At 62.3% G+C, this 21,994-nt stretch carries 21 protein-coding genes and 1 pseudogene; 12 read left to right on the plus strand and 10 right to left on the minus strand.

Annotated features, from left to right (window positions below; genetic code table 11):
- Positions 1 to 288: pseudogene (locus tag F759_RS43025) on the plus strand (SEL1-like repeat protein); the annotation flags it as partial.
- Positions 289 to 320: 32 nt separating this feature from the next.
- Positions 321 to 584 carry a PAAR domain-containing protein gene (locus tag F759_RS0115765; protein WP_027800703.1) on the plus strand — a complete coding sequence of 88 codons (264 nt, stop codon included), beginning with the start codon at positions 321 to 323 and terminating at the stop codon, positions 582 to 584.
- 125 nt (positions 585 to 709) lie between these two features.
- Here F759_RS0115765 and F759_RS0115770 read toward each other — a convergent pair whose 3' ends face one another.
- On the minus strand, positions 710 to 1,621 hold the full coding sequence (locus F759_RS0115770) for a LysR family transcriptional regulator (protein ID WP_027800704.1): 912 nt from the start codon (positions 1,619 to 1,621) through the stop codon (positions 710 to 712).
- 170 nt (positions 1,622 to 1,791) lie between these two features.
- Between F759_RS0115770 and F759_RS0115775 the strand changes: the two genes are divergently transcribed.
- Positions 1,792 to 2,862 (plus strand): hypothetical protein, encoded by a 1,071-nt coding sequence (locus tag F759_RS0115775; RefSeq protein ID WP_027800705.1) that lies wholly within the window; start codon positions 1,792 to 1,794, stop codon positions 2,860 to 2,862.
- 19 nt (positions 2,863 to 2,881) lie between these two features.
- On the opposite strand, the gene F759_RS0115780 is transcribed toward F759_RS0115775, so the two are convergent.
- Positions 2,882 to 4,291 (minus strand): MFS transporter, encoded by a 1,410-nt coding sequence (locus tag F759_RS0115780; RefSeq protein ID WP_027800706.1) that lies wholly within the window; start codon positions 4,289 to 4,291, stop codon positions 2,882 to 2,884.
- Between the two features lie 328 nt (positions 4,292 to 4,619).
- Here F759_RS0115780 and F759_RS0115785 point away from each other — a divergent pair, with 328 nt between their 5' ends.
- A complete protein-coding gene (locus F759_RS0115785) occupies positions 4,620 to 6,143 on the plus strand; it encodes a CoA-acylating methylmalonate-semialdehyde dehydrogenase (RefSeq protein ID WP_027800707.1) in 1,524 nt (507 codons plus the stop codon).
- A gap of 77 nt (positions 6,144 to 6,220) precedes the next feature.
- Here the strand turns inward: F759_RS0115785 and F759_RS0115790 are convergent, their stop codons facing one another.
- From F759_RS0115790 to F759_RS0115815, 6 genes are all read right to left on the minus strand, one after another.
- On the minus strand, positions 6,221 to 7,561 hold the full coding sequence (locus F759_RS0115790) for an MFS transporter (protein WP_027800708.1): 1,341 nt from the start codon (positions 7,559 to 7,561) through the stop codon (positions 6,221 to 6,223).
- Positions 7,562 to 7,610: 49 nt separating this feature from the next.
- A complete protein-coding gene (locus F759_RS0115795) occupies positions 7,611 to 8,174 on the minus strand; it encodes an isochorismatase family protein (RefSeq protein WP_027800709.1) in 564 nt (187 codons plus the stop codon).
- A gap of 28 nt (positions 8,175 to 8,202) precedes the next feature.
- Positions 8,203 to 8,655: a MarR family winged helix-turn-helix transcriptional regulator gene (locus F759_RS0115800; RefSeq protein ID WP_027800710.1), complete on the minus strand. Its 453-nt coding sequence runs from the start codon at positions 8,653 to 8,655 to the stop codon at positions 8,203 to 8,205.
- Between the two features lie 79 nt (positions 8,656 to 8,734).
- Complete coding sequence (locus F759_RS0115805) at positions 8,735 to 10,669, minus strand: putative bifunctional diguanylate cyclase/phosphodiesterase (protein ID WP_027800711.1); 1,935 nt, start codon at positions 10,667 to 10,669, stop codon at positions 8,735 to 8,737.
- Positions 10,666 to 11,196 (minus strand): YfiR family protein, encoded by a 531-nt coding sequence (locus F759_RS0115810; RefSeq protein ID WP_027800712.1) that lies wholly within the window; start codon positions 11,194 to 11,196, stop codon positions 10,666 to 10,668. Before F759_RS0115810 ends, F759_RS0115805 begins: the two co-directional genes overlap by 4 nt.
- A 1-nt stretch (position 11,197) precedes the next feature.
- Positions 11,198 to 13,237 (minus strand): TonB-dependent receptor plug domain-containing protein, encoded by a 2,040-nt coding sequence (locus F759_RS0115815; protein WP_027800713.1) that lies wholly within the window; start codon positions 13,235 to 13,237, stop codon positions 11,198 to 11,200.
- A gap of 250 nt (positions 13,238 to 13,487) precedes the next feature.
- On the opposite strand from F759_RS0115815, the gene F759_RS44100 reads away from it, so the two are divergent.
- The 6 genes from F759_RS44100 (at position 13,488) to F759_RS0115845 (ending at position 17,288) form a co-directional block, all read left to right on the plus strand.
- The gene (locus tag F759_RS44100; protein ID WP_244438841.1) at positions 13,488 to 13,838 is read left to right on the plus strand and encodes a hypothetical protein; all 351 of its coding nucleotides are present in this window, start codon (positions 13,488 to 13,490) and stop codon (positions 13,836 to 13,838) included.
- A 356-nt stretch (positions 13,839 to 14,194) separates the two neighbouring features.
- Positions 14,195 to 14,479 (plus strand): CsbD family protein, encoded by a 285-nt coding sequence (locus F759_RS0115825; RefSeq protein WP_027800715.1) that lies wholly within the window; start codon positions 14,195 to 14,197, stop codon positions 14,477 to 14,479.
- A 108-nt stretch (positions 14,480 to 14,587) separates the two neighbouring features.
- Positions 14,588 to 14,962 carry a phage holin family protein gene (locus F759_RS0115830; RefSeq protein ID WP_027800716.1) on the plus strand — a complete coding sequence of 125 codons (375 nt, stop codon included), beginning with the start codon at positions 14,588 to 14,590 and terminating at the stop codon, positions 14,960 to 14,962.
- Positions 14,959 to 15,261 (plus strand): hypothetical protein, encoded by a 303-nt coding sequence (locus F759_RS0115835; RefSeq protein WP_027800717.1) that lies wholly within the window; start codon positions 14,959 to 14,961, stop codon positions 15,259 to 15,261. The genes F759_RS0115830 and F759_RS0115835 overlap by 4 nt, the downstream gene beginning before the upstream one ends.
- A 149-nt stretch (positions 15,262 to 15,410) precedes the next feature.
- Positions 15,411 to 16,580, plus strand: coding sequence for a zinc-dependent alcohol dehydrogenase (locus F759_RS0115840; RefSeq protein WP_027800718.1), 1,170 nt, complete (start codon positions 15,411 to 15,413; stop codon positions 16,578 to 16,580).
- 93 nt (positions 16,581 to 16,673) lie between these two features.
- Positions 16,674 to 17,288, plus strand: a complete 615-nt coding sequence (locus F759_RS0115845; protein WP_027800719.1) for a hypothetical protein — start codon at positions 16,674 to 16,676, stop codon at positions 17,286 to 17,288.
- 134 nt (positions 17,289 to 17,422) lie between these two features.
- Here F759_RS0115845 and F759_RS0115850 read toward each other — a convergent pair whose 3' ends face one another.
- Positions 17,423 to 17,680 (minus strand): hypothetical protein, encoded by a 258-nt coding sequence (locus tag F759_RS0115850; RefSeq protein ID WP_027800720.1) that lies wholly within the window; start codon positions 17,678 to 17,680, stop codon positions 17,423 to 17,425.
- A gap of 211 nt (positions 17,681 to 17,891) precedes the next feature.
- Here F759_RS0115850 and F759_RS0115855 point away from each other — a divergent pair, with 211 nt between their 5' ends.
- Together F759_RS0115855 and F759_RS0115860 are read left to right on the plus strand one after the other, a co-directional pair.
- A complete protein-coding gene (locus F759_RS0115855; protein ID WP_027800721.1) occupies positions 17,892 to 19,100 on the plus strand; it encodes a zinc-dependent alcohol dehydrogenase in 1,209 nt (402 codons plus the stop codon).
- Between the two features lie 99 nt (positions 19,101 to 19,199).
- Positions 19,200 to 20,957 carry a RecQ family ATP-dependent DNA helicase gene (locus F759_RS0115860; protein WP_027800722.1) on the plus strand — a complete coding sequence of 586 codons (1,758 nt, stop codon included), beginning with the start codon at positions 19,200 to 19,202 and terminating at the stop codon, positions 20,955 to 20,957.
- Here the strand turns inward: F759_RS0115860 and F759_RS0115865 are convergent.
- Complete coding sequence (locus tag F759_RS0115865; RefSeq protein ID WP_027800723.1) at positions 20,936 to 21,955, minus strand: UDP-glucuronic acid decarboxylase family protein; 1,020 nt, start codon at positions 21,953 to 21,955, stop codon at positions 20,936 to 20,938. The two genes, F759_RS0115860 and F759_RS0115865, sit on opposite strands and share 22 nt — an antisense overlap.
- Positions 21,956 to 21,994 lie beyond the last annotated feature (39 nt).

Consider the following 21,994-nt stretch of genomic DNA (forward strand, 5'->3'; position numbering starts at 1 on the left):
CAGGCCGGGCTGCTGCGGCAGGTGCCGGCGCCGGCATCAGACCAGCAGTGCAACGGTCTGCAACGTTGCGCGCAGACTGGCGTCTGGGAAGGGCGCATCCCCGCAGACCACCCGCTGGCGGCACTCTATAACCGGTGGGAACAGCAGGCGTTTGTGGAAGAAGGCCGGTCCTTTCCGGACCCGCGCGCCCACTCCCTGAACATCGCATTGGAAAGCGTGCAATGGACCTATCTCGGCAGTCCGAACGCGGACGCCGATATACCCGGCGTGAAGAAGATCACCCTTTAGCTCACCCGGCATTTTCTCGTTCAGGAGACACAATGGTACGGCAGGTCATTGTAGTGGGCGACTCACTGGCCCCTCACGGCGGCACGGTTATGACCGGGTCGGATACCGATAGCGTCGATGGCAAGGCTATCGCTCGCAAGGGCGACCTTGTGAACTGTGCCGGGCATGGCGTCAACCCGATTGCGGAAGGCGATAAATCGAGCGTTTTCACCGGTAAGCCGGTAGCCCTTCACGGCCATCGCGCGGAGTGCGGCTGCACGCTTGTCAGTCATGCCGGCACGCTGACCATATCGTGACAGGTGTTTGCACGACGGACGCTACGCGCGGAGTGCAGTTCAATAGCCAGGCGACGTTTGACCAACTAATCTGTCCAGCCGGGCGGTTCATCACGGCGTATGACTTGCCCAGAGGTTAAGTCTGCTCAGTATGCAATCCGCCAAGGCGGCAACGGCCGGAATTTCGCCTGCAAGTACTGCATAAACGTCCGCGTACGGTTGGGCAGACCCGCACGCTGGTGCGTCAGTGCGATGACGTTTGCATCCGGGGCTTTCCATGCGGGCAGCAAACGGACGAGCCTTCCTTTCACGATGTCGTCCGCCACATCCCACTCGGAGCGCAGAATCACGCCGCGTCCCTCGCACGCCCATTGGCGGATGACGTCGCCATCATTGCAGCTCAAATGCGGCGAAACGCGTACGCTGCGGTGCATGCGGCCGCGGCTGAACTGCCACAGCGTGACGTCTTCGTTATTCTCGCGCAGCACGATGCAGGGCAGCGCGGCGAGTTCGTCGGGCGACTCGGGCGCGCCCAGACGCCTGACGAGCGAGGGCGCCGCGCACACGAAGCGCGCATTCGGTGCGATCGTGTAACCCACGCGGTTCGATATGGGCAGCTCGCCGATATGCACGACGATGTCGAAGCGCTCCGTCGTTTCCATGAGGGGCTGATCCGAGAGCGTCAGCGCGACGTCGATATCCGGATGCTGCTGCTGAAACCCGGCAATCGCAGGCGCCACGTAGCGCCGTCCGAAGCCGAGCGGCGCATTGACTTTCAGTGTGCCGACGAGGCCGCCGCGGCGCATCTGCAAATCTTCGAACAGCGCGTCGAATTGCTGGACGAGTTCTGCGCCGCGTTCGCACAGCAGCGTTCCTTCTTCAGTGAATTGAAGACGGCGCGCGCTGCGGTTCAGCAGTTGGGCGCCAAGCTTCTTCTCGAGTTGTTGAAGACGCTGAGTGATCGCCGATGGCGACAGCCCCAGCTTTCGCGCCGCAGCCACGAGGCTGCCGCTTTCGCGTATCGTCAGCAGGAAGCGGATGTCGGCGGATTCGTTCATGTGGGCGCTTTTCAGTTCGGGACTCCGGAGCTTAATGCGTTTGCAGGCGCGCTTCCAGTGTCGATGCACGATGCAAGGTAAAGTGATGCTTCCGTCACGCAGACGACAGTTCCAAACGCTAGATTACGCGTTGCACGATTCCCTATCGCTTTCACTTGAAGAGAAGTCCCATGCCGTTGTCACATGAGGCTGACGCCGCGTCGAAAACTGCCCTTAAACAACCGGTATTTCTACATACGGGCTGGCGCAGCGCGGGCACCTGGGTGTGGTCCCGCTTGCGTGCGCTTGGCGGCGTGACCGGCTTTTACGAACCACTCAGCAACGTGCTCGCGGATCTGAGGCTCGCCGACGTTTCCGTGAGCCGTCCTACGCTGACCTCGGGACATCCGCCGCTGCACGCGCCTTACTTCGACGAATACAAGCCGTTTCTGCATGAAGGCGCGCACGGTGTCGCGGGATACAGAAGGCAATTCAGCGTCGACCGTTTCGGCGGCGCGCCCGACGCCGAATTTCCCGCGCTGCATGCGTATTTGCGCAGCCTGTGCGAACACGCGGTGCGGCAGGGCAGCGTGCCCGTCCTCAAGTTCTGTCGCTCGTCGGGAAGATTGCCGTGGCTCAGGCAAGCGTTTCCGGATGCGATGCACGTTGGTGTATTGCGCAATCCAGCGTCGCAATTCGCTTCGGGCTGGCTGCTTAACCAGCAATGGCGCAATCCGTTTTTCGTGGCCGCGCCGTTTCGCGTGCTCGGATTGAATCGCGGCGAACCGTTGGTCAAGCAGATCATCGATATGTGCGATGTGAAGTTGCCGCCTGCCACGCCCGCTTCCGACGACGCCTTTGCAATCGCATGCGAACAGTATGCGCGCAGCGCGGAAGGCAATAACGCATACCGCGCATTCGTCGCGTTGTGGATTCTCTGCACATGGCGAATGGGACAAGGCGTCGATCTGCTCGTCGACATGGACCAGCCAGGACAGTCTCGCGAATACGCAGCCCGTCTGCAAGCCGGCTTCGAAGCGCAGAGCGGCTTGTCACCCGACTTCAGCGGCGCGCGAGATCTGGTTGAAGAAACGCGGCGCAACGCGACGCGTATCGCGGGAATCGACGGCGGGTCGATGCGCGCGGTGCATTCGGCGGCGCTCAAATTTCTCAAGGCGCAAAGCGGCGTGGAGGCCGCCTTCATCGAACGGGTTCGCGAGCAAATGATTCTCGCGAACGAGTTGACCGCGCAATGGCGCTAACGCGAGTCCTTTTCCGGGCCTATGAAGCGACGGCCTTTTTCGACTCGGCCATTGTCTCGGCTCTTAGCCGGTCATAGCTAGTCTTGTCGAGCGGCACTGCGCCGGGCTGGCCGAGATCGGTCAGTTTCACGCGGAAGTTCTCCTTTGCGCTCCATGCGGTCACGGCCGCAATAATCGTGATGCCGAATGTGATTGCTCCAATAGTTAGCGGAACGTTGTGCGATCCGGGCGGCGCGACATAAGCGAACAAGGCGGGCAGCAGCGCAGTAATCGTCGTGCCGATGTTCTGCCCGATCGCCATTGCGGAGACGCGCGAGCGCGTGGGGAAAAGTTCTGGATAGAAGCTCGGGAAGGTCGCGTTATAGCCCTGGTAGATGACGCCCCACATGAGGATCGACACGACTATCGCGAGCGCCACGTTGTGGATGCTGATCGCGTATAGGTATGCAAACGAGAGAAGCCCCGCGCCGAGCGCGCCGACAATGATCGGCAGGCGCCGGCCGATCCGGTCCGACAGATTGCCCACGTACGGAATCACGAGCACGGCGACAATGTTGCCGATCACCGGAATCCACAAGTAGACGCTCTTCGAAAAGCCGATGCCGTACGAGGCCTGCACCGCATACGCAGCGCCGAAAATCGTCGCGACCACGGGAATCACATTCATCAGCGAACAGCCGACCACGCGCAGCATATCCGCCCAGTTGTAGCGGAACGCCTCTGCAATCGGCGACTTCGGTACACCACCGCTCGCGCCTTCTTTCGCAAAAGCCGGCGTTTCCTCGACTTCGCGGCGGATGATATAGCCGGCCACCAGCACCAGAGCGCTGAGTAAAAATGGAATGCGCCAGCCCCACGAATTGAACGAGCTCTCGTCCATGTAATAGGCGAGTGGCAGAAACACGGCAGCCGCGAGAATCTGTCCGGCCTGCACGCCTTGCAGCGTGAAGCTTGCGTAATAGCCGCGTCGTCCGAACGGCGCATGTTCGAGGATCATTGAACTCGCGCCCGAGATTTCACCAGCGACCGCAAAGCCCTGAATCAAACGAAGCACGACGAGCAGCGCGGGCGCGAGCAAGCCGACATGGTGATAAGTCGGCAGCAGGCCGACCGCCATCGTCGAAAAGCCCATCAGGAACATGCACAGCAGCAAGACGTTCTTGCGGCCATGCGTATCGCCCCAATGTCCGAGCACGAACGCGCCGATTGGCCGGGCGACGTAACCGACGCCGTAAGTCGCGAGCGAGGCGACGATCGCGATCTTTGGATTGCCGGATGGAAAAAACAGCTGGGGGAAAATGAGGGCCGCTGCCTGCGCGTAGATGAAGAAATCGTAGTACTCGAGTGCCGAGCCGATCCAGCCGCTGGCCGTTGCCTTGCGAGCCTGCCCGCGATGCTTGTGACCGTCCGCCGATGCGTTCGTTGCCATGTCGCGCCTCCTCACCTGTTTGTGGGTGACCCGCTTCTGCGGCTGCCTCATTTGGCGTCTGGCGCGCGAACTATGCAAGCCAGGATTTATACGGCGAGCCAGGCGCGGGTGCGGCCGCGAGTGCATGCTGCGGCGCGGCAGACGGCGAGCACCGATGCTCGTGCTGCCTTCCTTCCAATACAGTTGCCGCGCAAAAAACAATACAGTGAGGCGCGGTTCTGTTTTGCTGTATCGGGAATATGCTGCGCAGCGTCGATACAGTTGACGGACTCGATCCGCCTGCCTGTCCGGCGCAAACGCCGCGGCCCATCCGAACCCGAGGTACGAAATGAACGCAGTAAGCGAACAAGAAAAGTTGTCAGTGCAGCAGTTGAGCCACTATATCGGCGGTGCGGTGGTTGCGCCGACCAGCGGCCGCTCCAAGGACGTGTTCAATCCCGCTACGGGTCAGGTGACGGGTTCAGTGGCGCTTGCGTCGGTCGACGAAGTGAATGCCGCGGTGCAGTCGGCCAAAGCCGCCTTTCCCGCATGGAGCGAAACTGCGCCGCTCAAGCGCGCGCGCGTTCTATTCAAGTTCAAGGAATTGCTCAACAGGCACCACGACGAACTGGCCATGCTCATTACGCGCGAGCACGGCAAGGTGTTCACGGACGCACAAGGCGAGGTCGTGCGCGGCATTGAAGTGGTCGAGTTCGCATGCGGTATTCCGAATCTGCTGAAGACCGATTTCACCGACCAGATTGGCGGCGGCATCGACAACTGGAATCTGCGTCAGGCGCTCGGCGTCGTCGCGGGCATCACGCCATTCAATTTCCCGGTGATGGTGCCGATGTGGATGTTCCCCGTCGCGCTGGCGTGCGGTAACACGTTTGTGCTGAAGCCGTCCGAACGCGATCCGTCGGCGTCGCTGCGCATTGCAGAGTTGTTGAAGGAAGCCGGTTTGCCGGACGGCGTGTTCAACGTGGTCAACGGCGACAAGGTAGCCGTCGATGCACTGATCGAGCATCCGGATGTGGCCGCGCTGTCTTTCGTCGGTTCGACTCCGATCGCCGAGTACATTCACACCGAGGCGGCGAAGCGCGGCAAGCGCGTGCAGGCTCTCGGCGGCGCGAAGAATCACCTTGTAGTGATGCCGGACGCCGACCTCGACCAGGCCGTGGACGCGCTGATCGGCGCCGCGTACGGATCGGCCGGCGAGCGTTGCATGGCAATTTCGGTGGCGGTGGCAGTGGGCAACGTCGCTGACAAGCTGATTGAAAAGCTGGTGCCCCGCGTGAAGTCGCTCGTGATCAGGAATGGTGAGAACCTCGATGCGGAGATGGGTCCGCTCGTGACCGCCGAGCATAAGGCGAAAGTCGCGGGCTATATCGCTTCGGGTCAGGAAGAGGGTGCCACGCTGATCGTGGATGGCCGTGCGCATCCGGTCACGAACGAAGCGGGCTTCTTCATAGGCGGAACGCTGTTCGACAATGTCGGCACGCACATGAAGATCTATAAGGAAGAGATTTTCGGCCCGGTGCTGGCCGTGGTACGGGTGCCCGATTTCGCGAGTGCGGTCGAGTTGATCAACGCGCATGAATTCGGTAACGGCGTATCGCTTTTCACGTCCGACGGCGGCGTGGCGCGCGCATTCGGCCGGCAGATTCAGGTGGGCATGGTCGGTATCAACGTGCCCATTCCGGTGCCGATGGCGTGGCACTCGTTCGGCGGATGGAAGAAGTCGCTATTTGGCGACCACCATGCTTACGGCGAAGAGGGCGTGCGGTTTTATACGCGTTATAAGAGCATCATGCAGCGCTGGCCCGACAGCATCGCGAAGGGCGCCGAATTCACGATGCCTGTCGCGAAGTAACTCGCAGTTCGAGCAACAAGCGCAATAAGAAAGCCGCGGCTGCATTTGCAGTCGCGGCTATTTTTTTCGCTGCGCTGCTATACACCGGACGACGTTTCTTCTTCGGCTTCGTCGAGTACGGCGTTTTGCACGGCCATCGCGGGGCTCACATAAGGCGGCGCCTGGCGCGGCTCGTCGATGCTGTAGCGCAGACGTCCCGCTTCGGCATACACGCGCAAGCCCCGGTATTTCACGAGGTACAGCAGTCCAACGAGCGCGGCAGCGAAGCCCGATGCAGCGCCGACGCCAAGCGCCCAACGCGGGCCGAAACGATCCGCGACCCAGCCGACTACTGGCGCGCCAAGCGGTGTGCCGCCGAGCGCAATGGCGAGCAGAATCGCGATCACGCGGCCACGCATGGCCGGTTCCGTGGAGAGCTGCACGAGGCTGTTGGTGGACGTGTTGAAGGTTTGCGTCGACACGCCGATGAAGGCGAGCATGATGCCGAACAGCACATAGTTCGGCATCAGCGACGCAGCCGTGCAGCCCACGCCGAACACGGCCGCGGCGCCCAGCAACAAGGCCATGCGCGGTTGCGCGCGACGCGCGGCAAGCAGCGCGCCCGTCACGGAGCCGATCGCCATCGTCGAGCTCAACACGCCGTATTCGCCCGCGCCTGCATGAAATGCGGTGACCGACATCGTCGAAATGAAAATGGGGAAGTTAAGCCCGAATGTGCCGATCAGAAACTGCATCAGAAGCGCCGCCTTCAGGTCGGGGCGCTTCCACACGTATTTGAAGCCTTCCGCGAAACTGCCGCGCGAGCGCAGCGCACGAGGCTTCGCATGCAGCTCGTGCACGCGCAACATGCGCAACGCGCCGAGTACGGCGATAAAAGAAAGCGCGTTGATCAGAAACACCCAGCCCGTTCCGACCGATGCGATCAGCAGGCCCGCAATCGCCGGACCGATCATCCGGGCTGCATTGAACGATGTGGAGTTGAGCGCGACCGCATTCGACAGATCGCCTTCGCCGACGAGATCCGATACGAAGGTTTGGCGCGCGGGCGAATCGAACGCAGTCACACAGCCTAGCAGTCCCGCGAAAACATACACGTGCCAGAGCTGTACGAGGCCCGTGAGCGTGAGCGCGCCGAGGCCGAGCGCCAGACTTCCCATGACCGCCTGCGTGACGAACAGCAGCTTGCGGCGGTCGAAGTGATCGGCGGCATAGCCCGTGAGCGGCAACAGAAGCATTTGCGGTCCGAACTGCAGCGACATGACGATACCCACGGAAGTCGCATTGTGTTGCGTGAGTTCCGTGAGAACGAGCCAGTCTTGCGCGGTGCGTTGCATCCATGTACCGACATTGGAGACGATGGCGCCACTCGCCCATACCCGGTAATTGAAGTTGCGCAGCGAACGGAATGTGCTGCTCACCGGAGTTCCTTTGCGCGAGCTTGCATGGTGCGCGGCTGGCAACGCATGATCATGCGTGCGTCTGTTCGAGCATGGCGAGTACTTCGTCCGTCGTGCCGGTCTCGCCGAGCCGCGGGAAAATTCGCGTGAGACTGTTCGTGTGAGCGTCAAGATGCAGGTCGGTCATCGAGTCGGTGGCGAACGCGATATTCAGGCCGAGCTCGTGTGCGAAACGCGCGGTCGATTCAATGCCGATGCTGGTCGACACGCCTGCCAACACGATTTGCGTGACGCCTTGTTTGCGCAGATACGCTTCGAGATCCGTATTTGTGAACGCGCCCCACGTGTGTTTCGTCACCAGATGATCCGACGCTTGCCGGTTCAATTCGGGCACGAGGTCCGAGAATCCCGCAGAGAAATTGCCGGTAGCACGCGACTGTTCTGCACGGCCCGGCGCGCCGCCCGCCACGTTGACGAGTACGACTGGCAGACCGTGGCGGCGAAACGCTTCAGCCAATACGGCCGCGCGCTCGACGACGTGTGCGGTGGGATGAGCCGTGGGCATCGCCACAATGCCTTGCTGCAAATCGATCACTACTATTGCGGTTTTTGCGTCGAGTGTAGTCAGTGCCATGTGAACTCCTGCTGTGGTGAGCGGGGAACTACGATTCGATCAGGCGTTTCAGCAATTCGACGCCAGTGGCGAGCTGCTGCTGCTCCGCCGCCGAAAACCGCGTTTGAATGGTGCGAAACAGCCAGTCTTCACGCGCCGCGCGACTTGCCTTGATCTTTTTGCGGAAGGCGGGTGTAAGTGAGAGAACGGTTTGCCGGCCGTCGTTCGGGTCGGGCGCGCCGCTCACGAGGCCAGCGGCTTTCAGAACGGAAAGCGTCTCGCTCATGGACTGCGGACGCATGCCCTGTGCGCGCGCGAGTTCGGTGACCGTTGACGAACCGTCGCGCTCGAGCAGACCAAGAACCTGTATCTGTGAAGGAGTGAAATCGCCGAGATGGGCCTCTTCGCGCAGACGGCGGCGCAGCTTGCCGGTCAGCACGCGCAACTCTTCGGCGAGTACGTGAAGCGAATCGGGGTCGAACGGCGGATCGTTCCTGCCCATGTCTGTGGAAAATGCCAGAAGATATATGAAGGCTACCTGTGTAGGTTACCTTCATATATGGCACGGGTCAAGCGGGCTGTCAGACCGTGGGCGCGCGTTGCGCTCGCGTCGCGGCCGGCGGTTTGCACCGGATGGCCTTCTCGTCTTCTTCTGCGCGAATGATCGCGAGCAGCTGTTCGAGCGTCATCGGGCGGCCGGTCAGGAAACCCTGAACCACATCGCAGCGCGCGTCGCAGAGCCATTCGAGTTGCGCCGGATATTCGACACCTTCCGCGACGACGAGCAGGCCGAAACTATGCGCCATCGAAATGATGGCGGTCACGATGGGTTGGCCGCCATTCGGCAAAGGACAGATGAAACTGCGGTCGATCTTGATGCTGTGAACCGGAAAAGATTGCAGATACGACAGCGACGAGTACCCAGTGCCGAAGTCGTCGAGCGACAGGCGCACACCGGCTGCGCGCAATTCCTGCATCCCCTGAATGCCCACCGACATGTTCGACATCAACTGGCTTTCCGTCAGTTCGAGTTCGAGCAGCGAAGCTGGCAGACCGCTTTTTTGCAGCGCATTGCAGACTTCGGCCGTGAAACCGTCCGCTCTCAATTGACGGGCCGAAATGTTCACGGCTACATGCACGCCCGCATTCGTGCCTGCGTTCCAGTTCGCCGCGTCGCAGCACGCGCGCCAAAGAACCCAGCGGCCCAAGGCGACGATCAGATCGCTGTTCTCGGCAATCGGAACGAATTCAGCCGGCGAAATAGGGCCTTCCGACGGATGCGTCCAGCGGACCAGTGCTTCCGCGCCGAGCAGGCGGCCCGACAGGCAGTCGAATTGCGGCTGATACACGATCTCCAGCCCGTCGTGATCGACGGCCTTGCGCAGTTCCGCTTCGATGCGCGCGCGCCGCTGCGCTTCGGCTGTCATCTCGCTCTGAAACTCGACGGCAATGCTTTTGCCGCGGCTTTTCGCCGAGTACAGCGCGATGTCCGCATTGCTGACCAGTTCCGCCATCTCGGTGGTGTCGTCGGGATAGACGCTGAAGCCCACACTTGCCGTCACGGCCGAATCGACGCCGTGCAGCATGAATGGGCGCGACAGGTTGCGCGCGATGCGGCCTGCGGTCGCGCGTGCGCGAACGCGGCTTGCGTCCGGTCCGACGACCACCGCGAACTCGTCGCCGCCGATCCGGCTGACGAGATCATGCGGCCGGACCACGTGGCGCAGCGCGTCGGCGACCTGCTTGAGCAGTTCATCGCCCGCGCCGTGGCCGAGCGTATCGTTGACGGTCTTGAAGTTGTCGAGGTCCACCATCATCAGCGCGACGCGCTTGTTGGCCACGCTCGCTTTGTGCAGACGCACCTTCAGTTCGTCGTAGAACGCGCGGCGGTTCGGCAGGTCGGTCAGCGGATCGGTAGAGGCCAGATATTCGAGGTCTTTTTCCACGCGCGAAACCCGTTCGCGCATGCGCTTCATCACGAGCGATGCGATCCACACAGAGCACAACGACGCGCCCACGAGGAAGCAGCCGTACTGCGCGAGCTGCATTTTTATCGCATCCGTCGTGGCGACGATCACGATGCTGCCGAGCGACTGATCGTTATGAACGATAGGCGCCGCCACGAAGATGTCTTCGAGTGAAAGACGGCGCGAGCCGCCGGCCTTCGCGAGCGTGCCTTCTTCGTACTCCGAGCGGCTCAAGCCAGGGCGCGCATAGCGCACGAACAGTTCGCCATCGGGCGTATAGACGGTTGCGGTCTCGACGTGCGGGACCTTGCGCAGCGAGCCGAGTACTTCCGCGGTAGCGCTGCGGTCGCCGAACATCGCCGATGCGGTCAGGTTCTCCGCAAGCACCGATGCCTGCATGCTGACGTCGTTGGTCAACGACGTGCGCAGCGAAACCGCCTGATAGACCAGCAGCACCACACTCGAAATGAGCAGTGCGATCGCGACCCCAACCAGATTCACGTGCTCGCGTGGCCATGCAAGCCGTGACCAGGCAGAGAAAGCCTTCATAGAACCGTCCTCGCGAGGCGCATGAGTTTGGAACTGAGTGTGATGCGCCGGCGTGAAGCCTCACTAACGCTGATATCGAACTTCAGATGATCGCCTTCGCGCACGAGGCGAATCACCCAGCCCTGTTCGGTCGTGTCGGCATCGCTCACGATCACGACGGGCGCGTCCGACGCCAGCAGCGCCTTCACTGCGGAGTTCAATGCAGTGCTGGCCGTCAGCACCGCGAGTTGGCAATCCGCGGTTTTTTCCGTGCGAGGCAACGGACGAACCCGCCACATCTGCTTGCCCGCGTGCTTGCCGTCGAGCTTCGCGAGTGCCACGCCGAGCGGGCTGTCCTGATCCACGCAGACCGACAGCATGTTCTCGGCCGGACGCCCCGATGGCCAGTCGGTGAACTGCGCGAAGTTGAAAATGTAGGCCGCTTCGAGCGCGGACAGATCCACTTGCGCGTCGACGGATGTCTGCGCCACCAGCGGCGCCGCGAACACGAAACACGCCGCAATGGTCCTGATGCGAACGCGATCCATGTCAGAACCCGTAGACGGCCTTGAACAGGAAGGTCCGGCTTTGCTGCGCAACAGTCTCCTGTGTGAAGCCGGGGCCCACCGGGTCGGCGTATCGTTTGTCGGTCAGGTTATAAATCGAAAACGACAGATCGGCTCCGCGAATCAGCCGGCGCGAACTGAGCGTGAGGTTGGCGAGGCAGAAGCCGCCTGTCTCCCCGACCGCGGCCAGACGCGCCGACGTGCATTGCACTTCGAGCCCCGTCATCAGCGCATCGGCAAAAAACGGCACTACGACATTCGCTTTCGCGAGATGCCTCGGCGAGTTTTGCAGCGCGGCGCCGGTGTTCGAGTCGTGCGCAATCTGATACGAATAGCTCGCGCGCAAGCGCGCGCCCGCCAGCCGCTGTTCGTAGGCAAGTTCGGCGCCTCGCGCCGTTGCGCGGCTCACGTTGCGGAAAATATAGAGGCCCGACGGGTCCTGCGTCGCGCTGATCAGATCGCGCGCGGTGTACTCGAACAGCGAGAGCGTGGCGCGCCCCGTCGTGGCTACGGCTCTTTCATAAACGAGTTCGGTCGTCGCGATATGCTCCGCCTTGAGCGATGGATTTTTCAACTGGCCGTCCGCGCCGCTTACCGCGTAGTACATCTCGTATGCGTTCGGCGCGCGGTAGGCCTGGCCGTACAGCAGCTTGAAGGTGTCGCGCGAGGTGAGCTTGTAGACGAGCCCGATGCGCGGACTCAGGGTGCCGCCCGAGGCCGTCTGCTCGTCGTAGCGCAAACCCGCGTTGAGCGTGAAGTTGGCGGGTAGCGTGATTTCATCCTCGATATAGACGCCGGCACGGTTGCCGCTGTGATGGTCGTCGAGAATCTGCGAGTAAGGGTCGACGTTGTAGTTGTACTGATTTAGGCGCGCATCTCTCGCGAAGTCAGTGCCAATCACGATGCGATGTCGCGCAATCGACGATATGGTTGCGTGCACCTCGGCGCCGTACCAAAGTGCGTGGCTGCCGTCGACGTTGGCCACGTCCGGCTCGGGGCCGTACACCGACGGCATACGATAGTCGTAGCGGCCCCAGTACATCTGCGACGCCAGCATGACCCCTTCCGACAGCGCATGCTGATACGTGAGGTTCACATAGCTATGGGTGTCCGTCACGCTGAACGGCGCATTGAAAACCGCGCCGTACGGCGCATCGGGAATACCCTTGGTCCGATTGCCGTAAATGAGGCTCAGCCGGAAATCGCCATAGGCGGCCTTGGCAAGAAAGTCCTGCGCGCGGTCATAGTCGAGCCGGTTCGCAACGCCGTGGTTCTGATCGGGCGTATCGAACGCCGGGTAATAAAGGTCCTGCCCGTTCCGCGCGTACGAGGTCGCCGACAGCAGAATGTCCGCACCGTGCGCGCCATGCCAGCCGTATGACGCACGCCCTTTCTTCTCGCCGAAGCTTCCTGCCGCGACGGCGGCTTCCGCGCCGGCAAGATCGCTGCCGTTTTTGGTGATTACGTTGATGACACCGAAGAGCGCGTTGGCGCCATACATCGACGAACCCGGGCCCGGCACATACTCGATGCGCTTGACGAGATCCATGTCGAGCGGAAAGTCCGTGCCGATCGGCGCCTGACCGAACACGCCGTCGTTCGTGCGCATGCCGTCGATCAATAGCAGGAAACGGCTGTTGTAGTCGCCCGGACGCTGAAAGCCGCGCGCGCCGAGGTATTCGTATGAACGATCGTTGGTCACGTAGAGGCCGGGCAGCGACGCGAGGGCGTCGGCGAGGGTACGCCAGCCGAACTCGCGAATGTCCTCGGCGGTGAGAACGACGACTGCGGCCGGTGCGTCGGTGATCGACTGATCGAAACGCGACGCAGTACTGACGGTGACCTGCATCAGCGCCTCCAATGGCATCGTAGCCAGCTCGGCGGTGTCCGAGGCGGATGCGTCGCTCGCGCGAGGCTCGCTGTCGGCGAAAGCGACCGGCGAACACAGCGTTGCCAGTCCAGCGACCGAATAAACGACCAGGCGGTGCGAGATGGAAAATGGAGCGCGCGTAGTTGGAGCCATAACAGCCGGTTAATCGAGGGAACGCTCCTTCAGAATGGATCGTCACCTTTTGTTATCGGCTCCAACAGGGGAAGCTTGAATCGGGGTGGCCCCCGTTTCCCGCTGTCGAGCACTGCGCAGGGCCTTCGACGAATGCGGGCTTTGTAAAAAGGGTAGGACGTTGGCCGTTTACGCCAGGCCTCGCGCCTGAAAGTGGACCCGGGACGCGGCTCGCGCGCGGTCTGCCGCGTTGTGCAGTAGCGTGTCCCGCATGGACTTCGGCGGTATTGGACGGGGCAGTGAGTGGTTTGCGGCACGCGGCTTGCTGTCCGACGGTCTTTTTACCGCTACCTGCACCGTCATGCGACACACCTTTAATTCCGGGGCGCTCGGCGCCATGCGACAGGCGATGATCGAGCGCGATCTTGCCCATATCGAACATGTCCTTTTGGGCTCGCATGCAAGTGCGCGCGACAATTCCGCTTTCCCGCCCAGTTACTGGCACGAGCGCCTGCGCCGCATTAAGGACGGCGGTCAGCTATGGGGCGTGCATCTTCGGAAGATCGATACGTTGCAGCGGATATTGAACGGCGCATTGCCTGACGGTTATTCCGCTCGTTAGTCCGCTCGTCGTGAACTTGTTGCGCATGCGCTCAAAGAGGAGCCGCGCATCATGACTTGTCCTGATTGCGCGAATGCACGCATCCATGTAGCCGCACACCGCTGGCACCGCTGGCGCCGCGGCGCTCGGTAAACGTGTCCGTCGTCCCTCGCCGGCATTCGTCGTTTCTCTCCCTGCGATCCGTTGCCCCGTCTGTCGTCGGCATTGTTCTCCGCGCCGCTCCATCTCTTCCCGATGCGTTTTTCAAACGCCCTCTCGCGGCGCGCTTCTTGCGGCGTCACGGCAACGCATGCCGGAGCCCCGGCAGCGCGGCCAGTGCAGTGCACCCTCGTGCGCGCAAACCACGGAGAGCAGACATGGAAACAGGAAAAGTGGAAGGGGCAGTGAAGGAACTAGGCGGCAAGGTGCAGGAGACGGCGGGTGAAATGCTCGGCGACACCGGGACCCAGATGGCCGGCACCGCTCGCGAATTGAGCGGCAAGGCTCAACAGGTGTGGGCTGATCTCACGGATGTCGTGCGCGAGACGACCACCGAGCGGCCGTTCACCGCGCTCGCGATTGCCGCGGCCGCGGGTTTCATTCTCGGCGCGCTGCGCTCCGCGACCGCACGCGATGTTCGCGGCGATAGAGATTACCGTTAGAGACGGTTGGCACAGAGTCGATTGCATCGTTCGGATGACGCGCTCGTCGCCGGTTCACGCATCCGGTGGCGAGCGCCCGTGACGACAATTGCTGGCGGGAGATACAGGATGTCGATACATACCAAAGTGAGCCAGTGGCGCAACGTGGCGCGTTTCTGTTCCAGTCGCGCAGTCGACTACGCCGAACTTCTGGCGCTCGAGCTCGAAGAGGCTAAAGGGCGGCTGGTGCGCGAGGTGATCGCGATGGTCGTGCTGGCGGTCGCCGCCATGTTCACCCTCTCTTTTCTCTGCGTGGCCGTCATTGTCACTGCGTGGAATACGCCTTACGTCGTCGCAGTAGCGTGGGGTGTCGCCGCCGCATGGCTGCTTATATCAGTCGCCACCTTCGCGATGATGAAGACGCAGAAGCCCGTCGAGCCGTTGCATGTGCTGCGCGACGAAGTGTCCAACGACCTCGAAGCCCTGAAGGATGCCTTGAAATGAAACATGATCGAGCCTGGCATCAGGAACGCCGCGCGGCGATTCTTCAGCGCATGGCCACCTCGCGCGCGCGCCTGCTGTCCGCGAATCTGGCGTTGCATACGCCGCGGAGAACCGCGAGAGCCGGCGTGCCGGCCGTCAACGTGATGAGCTCGCTCGCCGACACGCCGTACGTGGCGCTGCTGCTGGCGGCCGGTTTTGCCGCCGTGCTGCTCGGGCCGCGCAAGGCGATTGGAACGCTGGCGCGCACAAGCGTGATGGCGTGGCTCACCCGATCCGCGAGAAGCGTATTTCAGCGCTAACGCGCAGTGCGGCGCTTGTATGACGGCGCGGCGAATTTACACGCGCGATGTAGCGGCTATCGCGCAATGCCCGATCGCGTGGCGCATCTCATGCGCGTGTTTTCGCAGCAACCCGCGAGCAGATCAACCGGTTCAGTGTGGAGGAATATATGAAGGCGCTCAGATGGCATGGCAAGAAAGACATCCGGTGCGACACCGTGCCCGACCCGAAGATCGAACATCCGCGCGACGCGATCATCAAGGTGTCGAGTTGCGCGATATGCGGCTCGGATCTTCACCTCTATGACGGCTTCATGCCGGGCATGGAATCCGGCGACATCATGGGCCACGAGTTCATGGGCGAAGTGGTGGAAGTCGGCAAGGAGAACACTGCGTTGAAAGTCGGCGACCGCGTTGTCGTGCCCTTCACGATCATTTGCGGCGAATGCGATCAATGCAAACGCGGCAACTTTTCGGTGTGCGAGCGCAGTAACCGCAACAAGGACGTCGCCGACAAGATGTTCGGGCACACCACAGCAGGCCTCTTCGGCTACACGCATCTGACGGGCGGCTATCCAGGCGGGCAGGCCGAGTTCGTGCGCGTGCCCTATGCGGACAAGACTCACGTGAAGATTCCCGATGGTCTCACCGACGAGCAGGTGCTTTTCCTCGGCGACATTTTCCCCACCGGCTGGCAGGCCGCCGTGCAATGCGATATCGAACCGACCGATACAGTCGCGATCTGGGGTGCCGGGCCGGTTGGGCAAATGGCGATTCGCAGTGCCGTGCTGCTGGGCGCAAAGCAGGTGATTGCGATCGACTACGTACCCGAGCGGCTTTCGATGGCGCGTGCGGGCGGCGCCGTCACGATCGACTTCAAGGAAGAGAGTGTGCTCGAACGATTGAAAGAACTGACGGGCGGCAAGGGCCCGGAAAAATGCATCGACGCCGTCGGCATGGAATCGCACGCAGCACGCTCCGTTGATGCGATGTACGACCGCGCCAAGCAGGCCGTGATGCTCGAAACCGACCGTCCTCATGTGCTGCGCGAAATGATCTACGTTTGCCGTCCTGCCGGAACGCTGTCGGTGCCGGGCGTATACGGCGGGCTGCTAGACAAGATCCCGTTCGGTGCGTCGATGAACAAGGGCCTGACGTGGCGCATGGGGCAAACGCACGTCAACCGCTGGACCGACGATCTGCTGCGGCGAATTCAGGAAGGGCAGATCGATCCGTCGTTTGTAATCACGCACACGGTCTCGCTCGATGAAGGCCCGCGCATGTACAAGACGTTCCGCGACAAGGAAGACGGCTGCATCAAGGTCGTGCTCAAGCCTTAAACGCGCTGAGCAGTTGTGATGGCGGAACAGGCGCTGGCTATTTTTTCATGAGAGCCGCGTTTTGCGGCTCTTCACAATGTGAAGGTGATGCAAATGGATTCTCGCTCTGAGTCGAAGCAGGAGGGCGGCGTACACGCTCTGAAGAAAAGACTGCCGGAACCGGATTCAGTCGCGCGCGGCCTCGGGTGGTTCAGCATCGCGCTCGGCCTCGCGGAACTGGTCGCGCCGCGCATGATGGCGCGGGCCGCCGGTGTCGAGACCGGCGCCGGCGCCATGCGTTTCTATGGATTGCGCGAACTCGCGTGCGGCGTGGGCATACTCGCGTCGCGCAATCCGCAGCCGTTTTTATGGGCGCGTGTAGGCGGCGATGCGCTCGATCTCGGCACCCTCGCGCTATCGTCGAACAAGCTCAGCGCTCGTGACCGGCAACGCGCGACCGTCGCGGCGGTCAACGTCGCCTGCGTCACCGCGCTCGATGTATATGCGGCGAATCGCGCGGCCAATGCGCAGCGTTTACCGTCGGTCGACTACAGCGACCGGACCGGCTTCGCGAAGTCGCCGGAGCACATGCGTGGCGCCGCGCTCGCGGACTTTGAAACCCCACGCGACATGCGCACGCCCGATGCACTCGCGCCGTACACGCGCGACGAGCGGTCGACGGTCACGGGTGATCGCGTGCGCGCGGGGAATACCGCGAGTGGCGCATGACTCGACGCTGAGCGCAAAAGCGGACCCGCCGCGTGGCGGTTGCGCTTTCGATTGCCCGGCAATGTGCGGGCCCTTTGCGAGCCGCTTGCACGATGCCTGCAGCGATTTGCGCCGCCTGCATTGCACGCAGGCAGTCAGGCAGACAAATCGCCCTTGCTGGTCGGGTGCCCTTTGGCGCCGCCCGGTTCGAGATCCGGATCGACGTGATCGTGCTCCGGCGTATACGGTCCTTCGGCCGGGTGATCTTTTCCCTTCGGAACGAGCGTTGGGTCCATGCTCCCATGTTCGCGCTGTTCGACTGTGCCGTCGGACTTGATCTTCACATCGCCGTCGCGCAGCGTTTCGCGCCGCTGGTCCGCGCGTTCGACGGGATCGGACGGTTCCTGGTTCATCGCTTTCTCCTTTCGGTCTGGTTCGCGCTTCGTCACGCACTTACGCAGTCGAGCAAAAGCGATACCCGCAGCTGCTTTGCTGAGTCGCGGCGAAGCGCTGCACGCGGATTGCTGCGCCGCTGATAAGGCCCGCGAATTCAACCGCAAGCACTCATGCAGGCAAGCACGCGGGCCGCGACATCGTCACGATCGAAAGAGAAGGAGATCGCACATGAAAGCAGTGGTATTTCACGGCATAGGGGACATTCGTCTCGACAATGTTCCGGACCCCGGGCTCGAGCAACCGACCGACGCGCTTGTGCGTCTTACATCGAGCGCGATTTGCGGCACGGACCTGCACATGGTGCGCGGCACATTGGGCGGCATGGTGCCGGGCACGATTCTCGGTCATGAAGGCATCGGCATGATCGAGGAAGTGGGCCGCAGTGTGCGCAATCTGCGCCAGGGCGATCGCGTTCTGATTCCGTCGACGATCTCGTGCGGATATTGCGCGTATTGCCGTTCGGGCTACACGGCGCAATGCGACAACGCCAATCCCAATGGCGCGAGCGCGGGCACCGCATTCTTCGGCGGACCGAAAATGACGGGCCCGTTCCAGGGCCTGCAAGCGCAATACGCGCGCACGCCGTTGGCGCATGCGAGCCTGATCCGCTTACCCGACGAAATCGACGACGACCGCGCGATCCTGCTCTCCGATATCTTTCCTACCGGCTATTTCGGCGCGCAACTCGCGGGCATTCGTACCGGCGATACGGTGGCGGTGTTCGGCGCGGGACCCGTGGGGCAGTTCGCCATTGCGAGCGCGAAGCTGATGGGCGCGGGCCGCGTGATTGCAGTGGACCGCATCGCGTCCCGCCTCGACATGGCTCGCGCGCAAGGCGCAGAAGTGATCGATTTCGACGACGAAGATCCGGTCGATGTCATTCTGCAACTGACCGGCGGCATCGGCGTGGATCGCGTGATAGATGCGGTGGGCGTCGATGCGGTGCGTGCCGATCACGGCCCGGCCGCGCAGAAACAACGCGACCAGCAACAGGCGTTCGACAAGGAAGTAAAGGACATTGCGCCCGATGCGAAGCCGGACGGCGATAACTGGCGGCCGGGCAGCGGGCCGTCGCAAGTGTTGACGTGGTCCGTGCGAGCCGTGGCGAAAGCGGGCACGGTGTCCATCATCGGCGTGTATCCGCAGAACGACCGCGTTTTTCCGATCGGCGAGGCGATGAACCGCAATCTGGTGATACGCATGGGGAACTGCAACCATCGCGCGATCACGCCGCATCTCGTCGAAATCGTGCGTAACGGCTCGTTCGATCCGCTCGCCGTGTTGACGCAGCGTGAGCCGATTACCGACGTTATCGAGGCATACCGTGCGTTCGACAATCGCGAGCCGGGCTGGATCAAGGTCAAGCTGCAACCGTGAGCGAGGCGTCACGACATCCTGGCGGCTTGCTTTTCACTTCACATTCATCATTCACACAACCGCGGGCGAGAACGCCCGCAAGGACGCTTGCTTCCAACCATGACAGTCGACCAGCGGCTTCGCAGCATGCGCAAGACCATGCGTGACATGTTCGGCATCGCGCGTTTGCGCGCGGGGCAGGAGGACATTATCCGCAGCGTATTGCAACACCAGGACACGCTTGCCACGATGCCGACCGGCGCGGGCAAGTCGCTTTGCTATCAGTTACCCGCGCTGCATCTGGATGGCACGACGCTTGTCGTATCGCCGCTGATTGCGTTGATGAAGGACCAGGCCGACAAGCTACTTGCGGCCGGCATCGATTGCACACTCGTGAACAGCACGTTGCGTAGCCGCGCCGAGCGCGAAGCGCTGCAACGGATCGCATCTGGCGAGAGCGGCATTGTATTCGTGACGCCGGAGCGTCTTGCGCAACCGGCATTCATCGAGACGTTGCGCTCGCGTCCGGAAAATCGTGTCGGCCTCGTGGTGGTCGACGAGGCGCACTGCGTGTCGCAATGGGGACACGATTTCCGTCCCGCGTTTCTGGAGATCGCGGCGGCGGTAAAGGCGCTTGGGCAACCGCCTGTGCTTGCGTTGACCGCGACCGCGACGCCGCGCGTGATCGACGACATCGTGCATTCGCTTGCATTGCGCGAGCCGCGCGTGGTTCGCACCGGAACGTATCGCGAGAATTTGCGCTATCGCGTAGTGCAGGTCAGCGCCGCGGGAGGCAAGGACGGCGCGGCGCGCGCAATGGCCGCCAAGCGCGAGCAACTGTCAAAGCTGATTGCGTCGCTGAGCGGCAGCGGCATCGTCTATGCGGCGACTGTGCGCGACGTCGATCGAATCTACGGCTGGCTGGCGGAAGCGGGCGAATCGGTCTCGCGCTATCACGGTCGGATGGCGGCGGCCGCGCGCGAAGAGGCACAGGAGCAGTTCATGTCGGGCGCTACGCGTTTGATGATCGCGACGAACGCTTTCGGCATGGGCATCGACAAAGCGGACATACGCTTCGTGATTCACTATCAGATTCCCGGCAGCCTCGACGCTTACTATCAGGAAACCGGCCGCGCGGGCCGCGACGGCGAGCCTGCCGATTGCGTGCTGTTGTTCGATCTGAACGACCGACGCATCCAGCAGTTCTTTCTCGCGGGACGCTATCCGAGCATCGAACTCGCGCAGCGGGTTTACGACACGCTGGCGGCGCATGTCGCCGACGAACCGAAGGGCATGACGCAAGCCGCGCTCAAGAACGCATTGCCGGATGTCGGCGCGGGCAAGCTCGAAGTCGCGTTGAACATGCTGGTCGACGCTCGCGTGGCCGGCCGCGACCGGCAGCGGCGCTATCGTCTGCGAAGCCGTGAAGGCACGCAGGAGTCGGCGCGCGACATGGTTGCAAAAGCTGCGGCGCAATTCGAGCAGATGAGCGCGCACGACAGGGAAACGCTACAGCAGATGATCGACTACGCGCAAACGGGTCAATGCCGCTGGCGTGCGATCCTCGACTATTACGGCGACACGCCTGCGCTCGAGCGCTGTGGCGTATGCGACAACTGCGCGAATCCGCCGCAAATCGATGTTGGGCAGGACGCTATCGTAGCGGGAGAAAGTCACCCGGCTGAAGTTGCGCAGCGCCAGCGAAAAAAGCCGGGTAAGCCGGATAAACCGCGCATCTGGGCGCCAGGCGATGCGGTGCGGGTGCCGCGCTACGGTGCGGGCGAGGTCGCGCTCGCGAACGGCGAACAGGTGGCCGTGCAGTTCCCCGACGGCAGCACCCGCACGTTTCTCGCAAGTTACGTCAGGGCGGCGCGCTGACTGGCAGGCGCGCGGGTCGAGGCCGCTTCAGAAGCCGGTTGCGCAGTGGCTTCAATCCGCGCGCGGAAATAGCGCGCGGTCTCCTTCAGACCGTCGTCGAGCGAGGTTTGCGGCTGCCAGCCGAGCAGTTCGCGCGCGCGTGAAATATCCGGCTGGCGATGCCACGGGTCGTCGGTCGGCAGCGGATGTAGTTCGAGCGGTGAGCGCGAGCCCGTAATCGCGACGATCCGCTGCGCGATCTCGCGCATGCTGAGCTCGTGCGGATTGCCGAGGTTGACCGGGCCGCCGGGATCGTCGGCCGAATTCATTAAACGGATGAACGCGTCGATCATGTCGTCCACGTAGCAGAACGAACGCGTTTGCGAGCCGTCGCCGTACAGCGTGATCGGCTCGCCGCGCAGCGCCTGCATCATGAAGTTCGACACCACGCGGCCATCGGCGGGATGCATGCGTGGCCCGTACGTATTGAAGATTCGCGCGATGCGAATGGAAAGCCCATGCTGACGGTGGTAATCCATGAATAGCGTTTCCGCGCAGCGCTTGCCCTCGTCGTAGCAGGAACGCGGTCCGATCGGATTCACATGACCCCAGTAGTCCTCTTTCTGCGGATGCACGAGCGCGTCGCCATACACTTCGCTCGTCGACGCCTGGAAGATCCTCGCCTTCACGCGCTTGGCGAGGCCGAGCATGTTGATCGCGCCGTGCACGCTCGTTTTCGTCGTTTGTACCGGATCGTGCTGGTAGTGAATCGGCGACGCAGGGCACGCGAGGTTGTAGATTTCATCGACTTCCACGTAGAGCGGAAATGTCACGTCGTGACGCATCAACTCGAAGTTGGGGCAGTCGAGCAGACGCGCGATGTTGTCCTTCGTGCCCGTGTAAAAGTTGTCGACGCACAACACGTCGTGGCCTTGCGTTACGAGCCGCTCGCACAGGTGCGAGCCGAGAAAGCCGGCGCCGCCTGTAACGAGAATCCGCTTGCGGGTAAGTTCTTTCATGTTGCGTCGTCCCTGTCGTTGTCCTTTCCTTCGTTGTCC

Origin of the sequence: Paraburkholderia dilworthii, assembly GCF_000472525.1 — a bacterium.
GTDB classification, from domain to species: domain Bacteria; phylum Pseudomonadota; class Gammaproteobacteria; order Burkholderiales; family Burkholderiaceae; genus Paraburkholderia; species Paraburkholderia dilworthii.

Coding starts and splice junctions, on each gene's coding strand:
- F759_RS0115860 (WP_027800722.1), top strand. CDS start 19,200: ATGACAGTCGACCAGCGGCTTCGCAGCATGCGCAAGACCATGCGTGAC.
- F759_RS0115805 (WP_027800711.1), bottom strand. CDS start 10,669: ATGAAGGCTTTCTCTGCCTGGTCACGGCTTGCATGGCCACGCGAGCAC.
- F759_RS0115775 (WP_027800705.1), top strand. CDS start 1,792: ATGCCGTTGTCACATGAGGCTGACGCCGCGTCGAAAACTGCCCTTAAA.
- F759_RS0115845 (WP_027800719.1), top strand. CDS start 16,674: ATGGATTCTCGCTCTGAGTCGAAGCAGGAGGGCGGCGTACACGCTCTG.
- F759_RS0115780 (WP_027800706.1), bottom strand. CDS start 4,291: ATGGCAACGAACGCATCGGCGGACGGTCACAAGCATCGCGGGCAGGCT.
- F759_RS0115800 (WP_027800710.1), bottom strand. CDS start 8,655: ATGGGCAGGAACGATCCGCCGTTCGACCCCGATTCGCTTCACGTACTC.
- F759_RS0115765 (WP_027800703.1), top strand. CDS start 321: ATGGTACGGCAGGTCATTGTAGTGGGCGACTCACTGGCCCCTCACGGC.
- F759_RS0115840 (WP_027800718.1), top strand. CDS start 15,411: ATGAAGGCGCTCAGATGGCATGGCAAGAAAGACATCCGGTGCGACACC.
- F759_RS0115815 (WP_027800713.1), bottom strand. CDS start 13,237: ATGGCTCCAACTACGCGCGCTCCATTTTCCATCTCGCACCGCCTGGTC.
- F759_RS0115855 (WP_027800721.1), top strand. CDS start 17,892: ATGAAAGCAGTGGTATTTCACGGCATAGGGGACATTCGTCTCGACAAT.
- F759_RS0115825 (WP_027800715.1), top strand. CDS start 14,195: ATGGAAACAGGAAAAGTGGAAGGGGCAGTGAAGGAACTAGGCGGCAAG.
- F759_RS0115865 (WP_027800723.1), bottom strand. CDS start 21,955: ATGAAAGAACTTACCCGCAAGCGGATTCTCGTTACAGGCGGCGCCGGC.
- F759_RS0115830 (WP_027800716.1), top strand. CDS start 14,588: ATGTCGATACATACCAAAGTGAGCCAGTGGCGCAACGTGGCGCGTTTC.
- F759_RS0115835 (WP_027800717.1), top strand. CDS start 14,959: ATGAAACATGATCGAGCCTGGCATCAGGAACGCCGCGCGGCGATTCTT.
- F759_RS0115795 (WP_027800709.1), bottom strand. CDS start 8,174: ATGGCACTGACTACACTCGACGCAAAAACCGCAATAGTAGTGATCGAT.
- F759_RS0115810 (WP_027800712.1), bottom strand. CDS start 11,196: ATGGATCGCGTTCGCATCAGGACCATTGCGGCGTGTTTCGTGTTCGCG.
- F759_RS0115850 (WP_027800720.1), bottom strand. CDS start 17,680: ATGAACCAGGAACCGTCCGATCCCGTCGAACGCGCGGACCAGCGGCGC.
- F759_RS0115785 (WP_027800707.1), top strand. CDS start 4,620: ATGAACGCAGTAAGCGAACAAGAAAAGTTGTCAGTGCAGCAGTTGAGC.
- F759_RS44100 (WP_244438841.1), top strand. CDS start 13,488: ATGGACTTCGGCGGTATTGGACGGGGCAGTGAGTGGTTTGCGGCACGC.
- F759_RS0115770 (WP_027800704.1), bottom strand. CDS start 1,621: ATGAACGAATCCGCCGACATCCGCTTCCTGCTGACGATACGCGAAAGC.